Source organism: Pseudomonas sp. ANT_H4, from assembly GCF_008369295.1.
Lineage (GTDB): Bacteria > Pseudomonadota > Gammaproteobacteria > Pseudomonadales > Pseudomonadaceae > Aquipseudomonas.
Genome location: NZ_VOBG01000010.1, coordinates 70,236 through 82,319 on the forward strand (window position 1 = coordinate 70,236; position 12,084 = coordinate 82,319).

The window sequence follows — 12,084 nt, forward strand, 5'->3', positions numbered from 1 at the left end:
AACGGTATAGATAAAACGGGTCAACGCACAGGGAGATTAACGTGCGTGATGTCATTTTACAGGGGCATAAATGCAATCGCGGGCAGTGGTCGCCCGCGATCATGACAGCTCAGTGAGTTGAAATCAGTTCAAGCCCAGTTTGCCCCGCAAGGTCGACAGGTCTTCCGCCAGGGTATTGACCGGTCCCACCAGCGCCTTGCGGTCGTTTTCCTTGACCTTGTCGTAGGTCTCAAAGCCGCCATCGGCGGTTTTGTATTTGGCCAGGATCTTGTCGACGGTGGCGAAGTTCTTGTCGACCTTGGCCAGGAAGGCCTTGTCCTGTTTCTCGATTTGCCCACGGAATAGGTCGACGATTTTTTTCGCGCCGTCGATGTTGCCCTGAAAGTCATACAGGTCGGTGTGGCTGTAGCGGTCTTCTTCACCGGAGATCTTGGTGGCGGCGACTTCTTCGAGCAGTGCGGCGGCGCCGCCGACGACTTTTTCCGGTGGGAAGGTCAGGCCGGCGACGCGGGTCTGCAGGTCTTTGACGTCCTTGTTCAAGCCGTCAGTCAGCGCATCCAGGCCTTGGGTGGTGTTCTCGGAGAACAGTGTGTATTCGATGCGATGGAAACCGGTGAAGTCATCGGCCTTCACGCCTTTTTCGTGGTCGTCGACCCGCGAATCGATGGCAGCGTCGAGGTCGCTGAACAGCTCGGCGATCGGCTCGATGGACTCATAGTGAACGCGGGTTGGCGCATAGAGCTTCTTGGCCGTGGCCAGGTCGCCTTTCTTGACGGCGTCGGTGAACGCCTGGGTCTGGGTGACCAGTTCATCGATCTTGTCAGTGACGTAGATTTTGTAGTCCGAGACCGGGGCCACCAGGTCCAGCGGTGCCGTAGCGGCAAAGGCCGCCGGCGCAGAGAGGGTCAACAACAACGACAATGCCAGGGACGACTTTTTCATGGAAAGATTTTCCGCTGTGGGGTTGGTTTCAAGTGTTGGCAGTGGTTTGAGGATGCGTGGCAGCCAGCAGCGTGCGACCGATGAAGTCCTGCGGCCCGGTGGCCCCCGGCAAGGTGAAGAAATAACCGCCACCTACCGGTTTCAGGTATTCCTCCAGAGGCTCGCCGTTAAGCCTTGTTTGCACGCTGATAAAGCCTTTCTCCAGGTCAGCCTGGTAGCAGATAAACAACAGCCCCATGTCCAGCTGACCATTTTTGTTGACGCCGTTGGAGTAGTTGAACGGTCGACGCAGGATCAGGTTGGCCTGAGTCTTGTGGGTGCGCGGGTTGGCCAGGCGGATATGGGCATCTAGCTTGGTCAACTTGCCTTCGGGGTCCTTGGTGTAATCGGGCACCTGGGTTTCGGTGTGGCCGTCCATAGGCGCGCCGCTGGGCTTGATCCGGCCGATGATGCTTTCTTGCTCCTGCAGGGGCGTGCGGTCCCAGCGCTCGACGAAGTTGCGGATGATCCGTACCGCCTGGTAGCTGCCATTGGCGGCCCAGGCCGGTTCGTCACTGTCCGGCTGGACCCAGACAATCTGGTCCATGGTTTTGTTGTCGTTGGAGTTGGGGTTGGCCGAACCATCACGAAAACCGAGGAAGTTGCGCGCACTCTGCGCCGGCTCGCCTGGGCGGGCAGGGGCCTGGGACGGCACGCTGCCTTCCTGCTTCCAGCGCACCAGCAGCAGGTCTGGCAGGTTTTTCACGATGTCACGCAGGGCGTGAATATTGGTGTCGGGGGTGTTGGAGCTGAACTGCAGGCTCAGGTCTCCGTGGCACTGGGCGGGTTCCAGGGCGTCGTTGGGGAAACCGACCATGCGGCTCAGGCGCTTGGGCTTGGCGCTGGCCAGTGCGAAGCGCTCATCAAACAGCGACTCGCCGACGGACACGGTGATGGTCAGGTTGTCCGGCGTTACCACGGGGCCGAGAATCCCGGAGTCGGTGGGCGGCAGTTTCGGGTCGACTTGCGGCACGGTGCCGCCGGTCATCAGGAAGCTGATGCGCTCGTTCAGCGTGCGCAGCAACCGTTCGAGATCTTCACGATCGCTGGCCAGTACATCAAAGGACACCAGCATGCCGCAGGCCGGGCGCGGGGTGACGATGCCTGTTTGATGCTGGCCATGAAAATCGTGACGGTCCTGGGTCTTTTCACTGCTCGGCGCGGTGGTGACTTGTGCCGCGCTGGCGGCCATCGCCGGGCAACTGAGGCTGCTGCCGGCAATTGCCGCGCCTGTGGCAGCCATGCCTAGCAAGACACGACGACGCTGGGCTGAAAATTGTTCTGAATCACTCATGCTTTCAGTCATCTCACTGCAGGCCAGAAAGGCCAAGGGCGGGGTCGATTCCATCGAGTGCAACGGCCAGAGCCTTGGCCTTATCGGCGATCTGCTTGCGCTGATCGACGGTGACGCTGTCGTAAGTGCTGTAGCTATTACCGACTTTCAAACTACTGAGCTGGGCGTCGAGGGCGTTGATGGCACTGTCGATGCCCGGCAGCAGGTTGGCAGCCGACTTGGTCAGCAGTGGACGCATCAGGTCCACTACCTTGCGCGTGGCCTCCAGGTTGGCGGCAAAACCATTGAGGTCGATATGGCTGTAGCGCTCTTCCTCACCGCTGACTGCACGCACATCCGCCAGGCTATTGAGGTTGCGCACCAGGATGCTCACCAGTTGTTCCGGTGGCAGCGATTGGGCGAGTAACTGTTGCTTGAGGCGGGTGACGTCGGTCAGCAGGCGCTGGGCAATCGGTGTCAGACCGTCGAGGTTGCGCTGCTGGAACAGGCCGTACTCAAGGCGGTGGAAGCCGCTGAAGGCCGGGTCCTGCTCACGCTTTTCAAAGTAATCGGCGCGGGCGTTGATGACGTTGTCCAGCTCCGCCAGGCGTTGTGAGGCCAGGGCGAGACGCTGATAAGCCTCACGTGCCGGCACGTAAAACGCCCGGGCCTGGCTCAGGTCGCCGGCTGCGATAGCCTGCTCAAGTGCGGTGACCGCCTTGATCAGCGCGCCGCCCTGGCTGCTCAGGTACACGCGAAACTCCGACAGTGGGCCAATAAACGCCACCATTGATGGCTTGGCCTTTGCCTGTGCGTCCGACTCGGCGGTCGGCGTCACATGCAGGGTGCCGCGTGGGTTGCTCAGCAGGCCGCAGGTGATGACGTAGTCGCCGGGCGCCAGGTTCGCGTTGATCACCTGGCTCAGGCCGGGGGTGATATTTTCGCGTTCTTCGACCACCAGCACGCCGTCGAGAATTTCCCATTCCACCGCCCGGTCCGAGCGGTTGATGATGCGAAAACTCGCGTGGCCCGCCGGTACGGTCAGGGCATTGGGCTCGCAACTGTGGGCGTGAATGGTCACGGCGATTTCATCGTGGTTGGTCTGGCGCTTGGCGGCGGCCATTTTCGAGGCGTAGTAGAACAGGCCTCCGGCGGCGATCATCACGATCACCGAGCCGGCCACCGCCCAGCGCAGGGCACGGGGAGGCGAAGCCGATTGAGGGGATTGGCTGGACAAGAGACGGTCCTTACTGGCTGGAAACGGAAGAGGTATTGCGGTCGGTTGGTTTGCTGGGCGCCGCCGGCAGGAAGAACATCACCAAGGCCACCACTAGGTAAATCAGGTAGGCGCCGAGGGTGCTGATGGTGGGGGCATCCTGATAACCAAACATCCCCGCCAGTACCGAACCCAGCGGGCCATCCATCGGCAGCGTGGCGCTGAAATCGAACAGCACGGTTTGCAGGCGGTTCCAGGCGCCGGCTTCGTGCAGGGCTTGTACCGAGTTGGCCAGGATGCCAGCGGCCACCACCAGTATGAATAAGCCGGTCCAGCGAAAGAACGCGCCAAGATTCAGGCGCATGCTGCCCGAATAGATCAGGAATCCGACGATGATCGCCAGGATCAGGCCGAGCAGGGCACCCATGGGCGCGGCCGGGCCTTCGCTTTGTTGGAACACCGCCAGCAGGAAGAACACGGTTTCCAGGCCTTCACGGGCCACGGCGAAAAACACCATGGCGATCAGCGCCGTGACCTGGTGTTTGGAACCGGCCAGGGCGTGATCCAGGGATTGGTGCAGGGAATGCTTGATGGAGCGCGCTACCTTGCGCATCCAGAACACCATGGAACTGAGAATGCCAACGGCCACCAGGCCGACAATGCCTTCGAACAGCTCTTGCTGTTTTTGCGGGAACTCCGCGCTGACCAGTTCCAGGCCCCCGCCTACCAGCAGCGCCAGGGCTGCGGCGAGAAATACACCGATCCACACCGCAGGCATCCATTGGCCGCGGCCGGTCTGTTTCAGGTAACTGGCGATGATGCCAACGATCAATGCCGCTTCAATCCCTTCGCGCAGCATGATTAGAAATGGAACGAGCATTCAGCACCGAAGCGTAATTAGATAGGAGGCTAAGTTGTATCATAATGATACTCATTACTAAACGGGAAAGCTTGCTATTTGCTGAACGGCAGCTGAACGGTGGTGACGAAGCGCAACCCCCACTATGATGCGCGACATCTTCTGCACAACCGGTCATCACACTTCCCATGTCGGAAAAAGACACCATCTCTATCCATCTGGTCCGCGAAGCGTTGTTGCAGAGCTGCGCGCCGGGTGCTGCTACCCATGAAGTGCTGAACAAGGTCGGGATTGCCCCGGCGCTGCTGGCACAACCGGGTGCCCGCGTTCCGGCGACGGCTTATGCGCGGCTGTGGCGTTTGCTGGCGCGGCGACGGGATGACGAGTTTTTCGGCATGGACCCGCGCAAGCTCAGGTCCGGCAGCCTGGCGTTTTTCTGTCGTGCCTCCATGGCGCAACCGACCCTGGCCGCCGGCCTGGAAACCGGCCTGGGTTTTCTCTCATTGATGCTTGAACACATGCCTGCGCAATTGGTGCACCAGCAAAGCCTGGCAGAAATAGTTCTGCTGGAGCCCGAACCTGAGCCCAAGCGGGCGTTTACCTATTTCGCCTACTGGATGATCGTCCACGGTGTCGCCTGCTGGCTTGCCGGTCGGCGCATTCCGATTCTTGCCATTGAGCTGCGTTGTTCGCAACCGGCCTTTTGTGGCGACTATCAGGTGATGTTTTCCGACAACCTGCGCTTTGACCGGCCACGCACCCGGATGATTTTTTCCGCCGATTGCCTCGACCTGCCGATCAAACGCAGCCCGGAAGAACTCAAGCGGTTCCTGGCGCAGGCGCCAGCCAACATCCTGGTTAAGTACCGAGACCCCGACAGCCTGGCTACCCGGATCAAGAATGACCTGCGCCAGATGCCGCCCCAGGACTGGCCGGAGACCGAGAGCCTGGCCAACACCTTGTGCATGTCGGCCTCGACACTGCGCCGTCGCCTGGCGGAAGAAGGCCTGACCTACCAAGGGCTCAAGGACAGTGTGCGCAAGGAGCTGGCTGTTATCTGGTTGGCCGAGCCTCATATCAGCTTCGCCGAGATTGCCAGCCGCCTGGGCTTTGCCGATACCAGTTCGTTCTACAAGGCCTTTCGCAAGTGGTCGGGCTCCAATCCTGGGCATTACCGCAGCCTGATCCTCAACGAGGTCAGTTGAAGCGTTTTCGTACATACGCTGATCGTCAAGCGGGGGCTTGCTTGAGATTTTCCCTATAGGGGCCAACGGCGCCATCCTTAAGCTGGCTGCACTTTTTCCATGTTGAAGAGTGCCGCAATGCCACTGGACCCTTTACAAGCCAACGCTTCATCTTCATATGAGGATACGCGGCGACATCCGCTGAGCACCCCACAGAAACTCAAGGGTTTTCTTGTGCAGGTGATCAGTGCCAGCTTCGGGCATACGCCGGGGCATGTTCCCAAGGCTTCACTGCAAAAGGCCTGGGCCGCTGAAGAAAAGCGGGCCTGCCTGGAACGTCGCTATTGGCCACTGGACCAGGCGGACACTTATCGGACAACCGTGAATGCGACGGGCGCTATCTTCAGTGCGGCCGATGCCGTGCAAGGTCTTGTTAATGAGCAATCGGTACGGTGCCCGGATTTGGTCGAAGATCAGTGGGGAATGTATGAAGATGACGTTAGAAGGGCCAAAAAACATTGATGTTTTGCTACCACTTTTTTCGTGCACGCGTGATCCGCGCCGATGAAACGCCGGTGCAGGTGCTTACTTAGGGCGCAAAAAAAGCCCCGTGACCGAATGGGGCACGGGGCTAAAAATTGGCTGGATGCGACCAACCAAAGGAGCTCTTTACTCAGCGAATGCTGGCGACCGTGGTGTCCGGCTGCCAACCACCGCCCAGCGCCTTGTAGATCGCGACGATGCCGCGATACAGGTCGACTTCGGCTTGGGCCTGGGAGTCTTCGGCGGCCAGGCGTTCACGCTGGGCGTCCAGCAGCACCAGGAAGTCCACGGTGCCTTCGCGGTAGCGAATGTCGGCCAAATCCGCGGCGGCGCGGCTGGACTCACTCTGACGAATCAACGAAACCAGGCGCTGCTGGCGCTTGCCGTAATCGCTGAAGGCGTTTTCCGACTCTTCCAGGGCCAGCAGCACTTGTTGCTCATAGGTCGCCAGGGCGCCATCGGCTTGGGCATCCGCCCCGCGCAAACGGGCGCGCACGCTGCCCAGGTCAAAGGCCGCCCAGGTAATGCTCGGGCCCAGCGCCCAGGCATTGGCCGCTGACGAGCCGATCTGCGATCCACGGCCGGCGGTAAAGCCCAGGAAGCCGCTGAGGCTGACCCGAGGGAACAAGTCGGCCTTGGCCACGCCGATCCGCGCGGTAGCGGCGGCCAGCTTGCGTTCGGCGCTGAGAATGTCCGGACGCCGCTGCAGCAGTTGCCCCGGATCGCCAATCGGCAAGGCCTTGGCAATCGCCGGCAGGCTGGCCGGGCTCAGGTCTACGCTCAGTTTGTCTGGACGCTGGCCGAGGAGGGTGGCGATGCGGTTACGCTCGCGCACTTGTTCGGCCTGCAGTTGCGGCACGCTGGCCTCAACGGCGGCCAAGCGCGCATCGGCACGCACCACGTCGAGCTGATCGCCGACACCGGCGTCCCGCAGGCTTTCGGTGATGGTGCGCGAATCCTGCTGGTTCTTCAGGTTGGCCAGGGCGATTTTCTCGCGCAGTTGCGCGCCCCGCAGTTGACCGTAGGCGTCCACCAGTTCGGCAATCATGGTGACTTGCAGTTGATAGAGGTCGGCTTCGGCGGCCTGCTGATCGGCATCGCTGGCTTGAAGGTTGCGCTGGATGCGGCCGAACAGATCCAGTTCCCAGGCCATGTCCAGGCCCAGGTCGTAGCGTTCACTGTTAACGCGCTGGGTGGTTTGGCCAGGAATCTGCCCCTTGGCCAAATCGCTGCTGACGCGGTTGGTGATCGTCGGCATGGCGTCGTTGCTGGCGTCATCACGAATCGCACGGGCTGCCCGCAGACGGGCAAACGCTACGCGCAGATCACGGTTGCCGCTCAGGGACTGGGTCACCAGTTGGTTGAGGGTCGGGTCCTCGAACTGCTGCCACCAGATCCCTTCGAAACGTGCGTGGTCGTATTGTTTAGCGTCGGTGGCGGCCGTGATATTGGCCGCGTCCAGGCTCTGGGTTTTATAGTCAGGGCCCACGGCACAGGCGCTCAGCGCCAGTACCAGCAAGCTCGGCAGGAAGACTTTCACGCTCATTGCTGTGTCTCCAGCTTCAAGGCCTTGGCCGCTTTGCGGGCTTCGCCGCGCTCGACAAAGCGCCGGATCAATACGAAGAACACGGGCGTCAGCAACAGGCCGAAGAAGGTCACGCCGATCATCCCGGAGAACACCGCCACACCCATGGCATGACGCATCTCGGCACCGGCACCGCTGGAGAACACCAGGGGCACCACGCCCATGATGAAGGCGAACGAGGTCATCAGGATCGGCCGCAGACGCAGGCGGCAAGCTTCCAGCACCGCAGCGAGCGGATCGAGGCCTTCCTCCTGTTTATCCTTGGCAAATTCGACGATTAGAATCGCGTTTTTACAGGCAAGCCCCACCAGTACGATCAAGCCGATCTGGGTAAATATGTTGTTGTCGCCGCCGGAGAGAATCACACCGGTGATGGCCGACAGCAGGGTCATCGGTACGATTAGAATCACCGCCAGTGGCAGGCTCCAGCTTTCGTATTGAGCGGCCAGTACCAGGAACGCCAGCAGTACGCAAAGCGGGAACACGAACAGCGCAGTATTGCCCGAGAGAATCTGCTGATACGTCAGGTCAGTCCACTCGTAGGTCATGCCGTTGGGCAGTTCCTCTTTCAACAGTTTCTCAATCGCGATCTGGGCCTGGCCCGAGCTGTAGCCGGGTGCGGCGTTGCCGTTGATTTCAGCCGTGATGAAGCCGTTGTAGTGCATCACGCGGTCCGGGCCCGAGGTGTCGCTGACCTTGATAAAGGTCGCCAGGGGAATCATCTCGCCTTTGTTGTTGCGCACTTTCAGTTGGCCGATCTGCTCTTCGTTGAGACGGAACTGCTGCTCAGCCTGCACGTTGACCTGATAGGTACGGCCAAAGCGGTTGAAGTCGTTGGCATACAGCGAACCCAGGTAGATCTGCAGGGTGTCGAAGATGTCGCTGATTGCCACGCCGTGGGTCTTGGCCTTTTCTCGGTCGATAGCGGCATCGACTTGCGGCACGTTGACGGTGTAGCTGGTGAACAGCCCGGCCAGTTCCGGTGTGGTCTGGCTCTTGGTGATGATGTTCTGCACTTCTTTGTACAGCTCTTCATAGCCCAGGTTGCCACGGTCTTCGACTTGCAGGCGGAACCCGCCGATGGTGCCCAGGCCCTGTACCGGCGGCGGTGGGAAGATCGCCATGTAGGCTTCCTGGATGTCGCTGTACTTGCCATTCAACGCGCCAGCAATTGCACCGGCGGACATGCTTGCATCCTTGCGCTCATCGAACGGCTTCAAGGTCACGAAGACGATGCCGCTGTTGGAACTGTTGGTGAAACCATTGATCGACAGGCCAGGGAACGCCACGGCGCTTTCCACGCCTGGCTGTTTCAGGGCGATGTCGGACATGCGCTTGATCACGTCTTCGGTGCGGTCCAGGCTGGAGGCGTCCGGCAACTGGGCGAAGGCCACTAGGTATTGCTTGTCCTGAGCCGGGACAAAGCCAGTCGGGGTGTGGGCAAAACCGAACCAGGTCAGCACCATGAGACCGGCATACAGGAACAACGCAATGCCGCTGCCACGGATAACCCGGCCCACGGTGCGGACGTAGCCACCGCTTGCGCGGTCGAAGAAACGGTTGAAAGGACGGAACAGCCAGCTCCCGAAGAGCCCGTCTAGGATTTTCGAGAAGCGATCTTTCGGTGCGTCATGGCTGCGCAGCAACACGGCCGCCAGGGCTGGGGACAAGGTCAGCGAGTTAAAGGCTGAGATCACTGTCGAGATGGCAATGGTCAAGGCGAACTGCTTATAGAACTGCCCGGTCAAACCGCTGATAAAGGCCGCCGGGATAAACACCGCGCACAGCACCAGTGCCGTGGCGATAATCGGGCCGGTCACTTCACGCATGGCGCGCTTGGTGGCCTCCACTGGGCTAAGCCCCAGGCCGATGTTTCGCTCGACGTTCTCCACCACCACGATGGCGTCGTCCACCACGATACCAATGGCCAATACCAACCCGAATAGCGACAGCGCGTTGAGGGAGAAGCCAAACAGGTGCATGACCGCAAAGGTACCGATCAAGGATACCGGCACCGCCACCAGCGGGATGATCGAAGCGCGCCAGGTCTGCAGGAACAGGATCACCACCAGCACCACAAGGATCAGCGCTTCGAACAGGGTGTGAACCACGGCCTCGATGGAGCCACGCACAAAGATGGTTGGGTCATAGACGATGCTGAAGTCCATGCCTTCGGGGAAGCTTTGTTTAAGCTGCGCCATCTTGTCGCGCACTTCGTTGGAGATCTCGATAGCGTTGGAGCCCGGTCGCTGGAAGATCGGGATCGCCACCGCCGGTTGGTTATTGAGCAACGAACGCAGAGCGTATTGGCTGGAACCCAGCTCCACACGTGCAATGTCTTTCAAACGGGTGATTTCACCGTTATCGCCTGCGCGAATGATGATGTTCTCGAACTCTTCCTCAGTAACCAGGCGGCCCTGAGTGTTGACCGACAACTGGAAGCTGGTGGCATTCGGCGCAGGCGGCGTGCCCAGGGCACCGGCGGCCACTTGACGGTTCTGCTCGCGGATCGCGGTGACCACATCGGTGGCCGTCAAATTACGCGAAGCGGTCTTGTTCGGATCGAGCCATACCCGCAGGGAGTAGTCGCCCATGCCGAACAATTGCACGTCACCGACACCGCCCAGGCGCGCCAACTCATCCTTGATATTGAGCAAGGCGTAGTTTGACAGGTAGAGCATGTCGTAGCGCTTGTCCGGGGAGGTCAAGTGCACAACCATGGTCAGGTCGGGGGAAGCCTTGTCCACGGTGATACCGATCCGGGTCACTTCTTCGGGCAGCTTGGGCTGGGTCCGGGTGACGCGGTTCTGGACCTGGACCTGGGCATTATCCAGGTCGGTGCCGAGGGCGAAGGTGATGGTCAGGGTAATCTTGCCGTCGGCCGTCGACTGCGAGGACATGTACAGCATGTTCTCGACGCCGGTAATGGCTTGCTCCAGCGGCGCGGCAACGGTTTCACCGATGACTTTCGGGTTGGCGCCCGGGAAGTTGGCGCGTACCACTACGGTCGGCGGCACCACTTCGGGGTATTCACTGATCGGCAATTGGAACAGTGAAATCGACCCGGCGATCAAGATCAACAGCGAGAGCACCGCTGCGAAGATCGGCCGCGAAATGAAGAACTGGGAAAAATTCATCTTGAGTGTTATCCCTTAACCGCGTGGAGTCGCGACGCTTGCGAGCTTGGGCGCGGATTTATCCGGCGTCACTTGCTCCAGGTTGCTGGCTTCAAGCGCTTGTCGTTGTTGTGCCAATGCGGCGAGGGTTTCCTTGCTGGCCATCGGGATGGTTTGCGGGGCGACCGGCGATCCCGGGCGAACCCGCTGCAGGCCCTTGACGATAATGGTGTCGTCCTTGTTCAGGCCGCTGCGCACGATGCGCAAGCCTTCGATCTTCGGGCCCAATTCCACGGCGCGGTACGAGGACTTGTTGTCGGCATCCATCACCAGCACGAACTTCTTGCCAAGGTCGGTACCGACTGCTTCGTCGTTGATCAGCACGGCAGAGTAGGTGCCGCTGCCCACCAGTTTCAGGCGTGCGTACAGGCCTGGGGTGAAGCGCCCGTCGGTGTTATCAAAGACTGCTCGACCCCGAATGGTGCCGGTCGCCGGGTTGACCTGGTTGTCGACAAAGTTCATCTGGCCCAGATGCGGGTTGCCGTCTTCATTGGACAGGCCCAGGTATACCGGGGTGGTGGCGCCACGGCGGCCCTGGCGGGCCAGCTCGGTGTACTTGAGGTACACGCGTTCATCGGCGTCGAAGTAGGCGTAGACCTTGTCGGTAGACACCACGCTGGTAAGCGAAGTGACATCAGCGGTCACCAGGTTACCGGCAGTGATGTCGGCACGGCTGACACGGCCGCTGATGGGCGAGGTGACGCGGGTGAAGCTAAGGTTCAGCTTGGCCAGGTCCAGTTGCGCCTGAATGCCAGCGACAGCAGCGCGGGCTTCCTGGGCAGCGGAGGTACGGGAGTCGGCAAGTTCGGCGGAAATCGCGTTGCTCTGACGCAGGCGCTCGCCGCGCTGGGCTTCGTTATCGCTGCGGCTTGCTGCAGCGCGGGTTTGTTGCAACTGGGCTTCAAGGCGGCGGACTTCGGCCTGGAACGGACGTGGGTCGATTTGGAACAGCAACTCGCCTTTCTTGACCAAGGCACCTTCGGTGAAGGCGACCTGATCAATCTGGCCGGAAACCCGAGGACGAATCTGCACGGTTTCCGGCGCTTCCAGGCGACCGGTGAACTCGTCCCATTCGTTGACGGGCTGTTCAAGCACCTTGGCAACGCTGACTTTACTGGCTGGCATGGCGGCCGCTTGGTCAGGGGTCTTGCCGCATGCGCTTATCACCATCACGGCCATAATGGCTAGGGGATAGCGCAAATGTTTGAGTGACTGTTCCATGAGGGGCATCCGCCAATGTATTTGAGATGGGCGGATCATGCTCGGC

The 12,084-nt window shown here is 60.5% G+C and carries 9 protein-coding genes; 2 read left to right on the forward strand and 7 right to left on the reverse strand.

The window, feature by feature from the left end; all coding sequences use genetic code 11:
* Positions 1 to 123 precede the first annotated feature (123 nt).
* From efeO (FQ182_RS14955) to efeU, 4 genes are read right to left on the reverse strand one after another with little or no spacing between them, the layout of a single operon-like run.
* Complete coding sequence (gene efeO / locus FQ182_RS14955) at positions 124 to 942, reverse strand: iron uptake system protein EfeO (RefSeq protein ID WP_149413390.1); 819 nt, start codon at positions 940 to 942, stop codon at positions 124 to 126.
* Between the two features lie 28 nt (positions 943 to 970).
* A complete protein-coding gene (efeB, locus tag FQ182_RS14960; protein ID WP_149413389.1) occupies positions 971 to 2,275 on the reverse strand; it encodes an iron uptake transporter deferrochelatase/peroxidase subunit in 1,305 nt (434 codons plus the stop codon).
* 13 nt (positions 2,276 to 2,288) lie between these two features.
* Positions 2,289 to 3,491: an iron uptake system protein EfeO gene (gene efeO, locus FQ182_RS14965; protein ID WP_149413388.1), complete on the reverse strand. Its 1,203-nt coding sequence runs from the start codon at positions 3,489 to 3,491 to the stop codon at positions 2,289 to 2,291.
* 10 nt (positions 3,492 to 3,501) lie between these two features.
* Positions 3,502 to 4,350: an iron uptake transporter permease EfeU gene (efeU, locus tag FQ182_RS14970; RefSeq protein ID WP_149413387.1), complete on the reverse strand. Its 849-nt coding sequence runs from the start codon at positions 4,348 to 4,350 to the stop codon at positions 3,502 to 3,504.
* 167 nt (positions 4,351 to 4,517) lie between these two features.
* Between efeU and FQ182_RS14975 the strand changes: the two genes are divergently transcribed.
* Together FQ182_RS14975 and FQ182_RS14980 are read left to right on the forward strand one after the other, a co-directional pair.
* The gene (locus tag FQ182_RS14975) at positions 4,518 to 5,534 is read left to right on the forward strand and encodes an AraC family transcriptional regulator (protein WP_149413386.1); all 1,017 of its coding nucleotides are present in this window, start codon (positions 4,518 to 4,520) and stop codon (positions 5,532 to 5,534) included.
* A 117-nt stretch (positions 5,535 to 5,651) separates the two neighbouring features.
* Positions 5,652 to 6,035 carry a hypothetical protein gene (locus FQ182_RS14980; protein WP_149413385.1) on the forward strand — a complete coding sequence of 128 codons (384 nt, stop codon included), beginning with the start codon at positions 5,652 to 5,654 and terminating at the stop codon, positions 6,033 to 6,035.
* 151 nt (positions 6,036 to 6,186) lie between these two features.
* Here FQ182_RS14980 and FQ182_RS14985 read toward each other — a convergent pair whose 3' ends face one another.
* The 3 genes from FQ182_RS14985 to mexE are packed head-to-tail and all read right to left on the reverse strand — an operon-like array spanning position 6,187 to position 12,038.
* Positions 6,187 to 7,602, reverse strand: a complete 1,416-nt coding sequence (locus FQ182_RS14985) for an efflux transporter outer membrane subunit (protein ID WP_149413384.1) — start codon at positions 7,600 to 7,602, stop codon at positions 6,187 to 6,189.
* Positions 7,599 to 10,778: an efflux RND transporter permease subunit gene (locus tag FQ182_RS14990; protein ID WP_149413383.1), complete on the reverse strand. Its 3,180-nt coding sequence runs from the start codon at positions 10,776 to 10,778 to the stop codon at positions 7,599 to 7,601. Before FQ182_RS14990 ends, FQ182_RS14985 begins: the two co-directional genes overlap by 4 nt.
* Before the next feature lie 15 nt (positions 10,779 to 10,793).
* Complete coding sequence (gene mexE / locus FQ182_RS14995; RefSeq protein WP_149413382.1) at positions 10,794 to 12,038, reverse strand: multidrug efflux RND transporter periplasmic adaptor subunit MexE; 1,245 nt, start codon at positions 12,036 to 12,038, stop codon at positions 10,794 to 10,796.
* Between the last annotated feature and the right edge of the window lie 46 nt (positions 12,039 to 12,084).

Bases quoted from the DNA above. Each gene is read 5' to 3' on its own strand.
- efeO (WP_149413390.1), bottom strand. From the start codon at position 942: ATGAAAAAGTCGTCCCTGGCATTGTCGTTGTTGTTGACCCTCTCTGCG.
- efeB (WP_149413389.1), bottom strand. From the start codon at position 2,275: ATGAGTGATTCAGAACAATTTTCAGCCCAGCGTCGTCGTGTCTTGCTA.
- efeU (WP_149413387.1), bottom strand. From the start codon at position 4,350: ATGCTCGTTCCATTTCTAATCATGCTGCGCGAAGGGATTGAAGCGGCA.
- FQ182_RS14975 (WP_149413386.1), top strand. From the start codon at position 4,518: ATGTCGGAAAAAGACACCATCTCTATCCATCTGGTCCGCGAAGCGTTG.
- FQ182_RS14980 (WP_149413385.1), top strand. From the start codon at position 5,652: ATGCCACTGGACCCTTTACAAGCCAACGCTTCATCTTCATATGAGGAT.
- FQ182_RS14985 (WP_149413384.1), bottom strand. From the start codon at position 7,602: ATGAGCGTGAAAGTCTTCCTGCCGAGCTTGCTGGTACTGGCGCTGAGC.
- FQ182_RS14990 (WP_149413383.1), bottom strand. From the start codon at position 10,778: ATGAATTTTTCCCAGTTCTTCATTTCGCGGCCGATCTTCGCAGCGGTG.
- mexE (WP_149413382.1), bottom strand. From the start codon at position 12,038: ATGGAACAGTCACTCAAACATTTGCGCTATCCCCTAGCCATTATGGCC.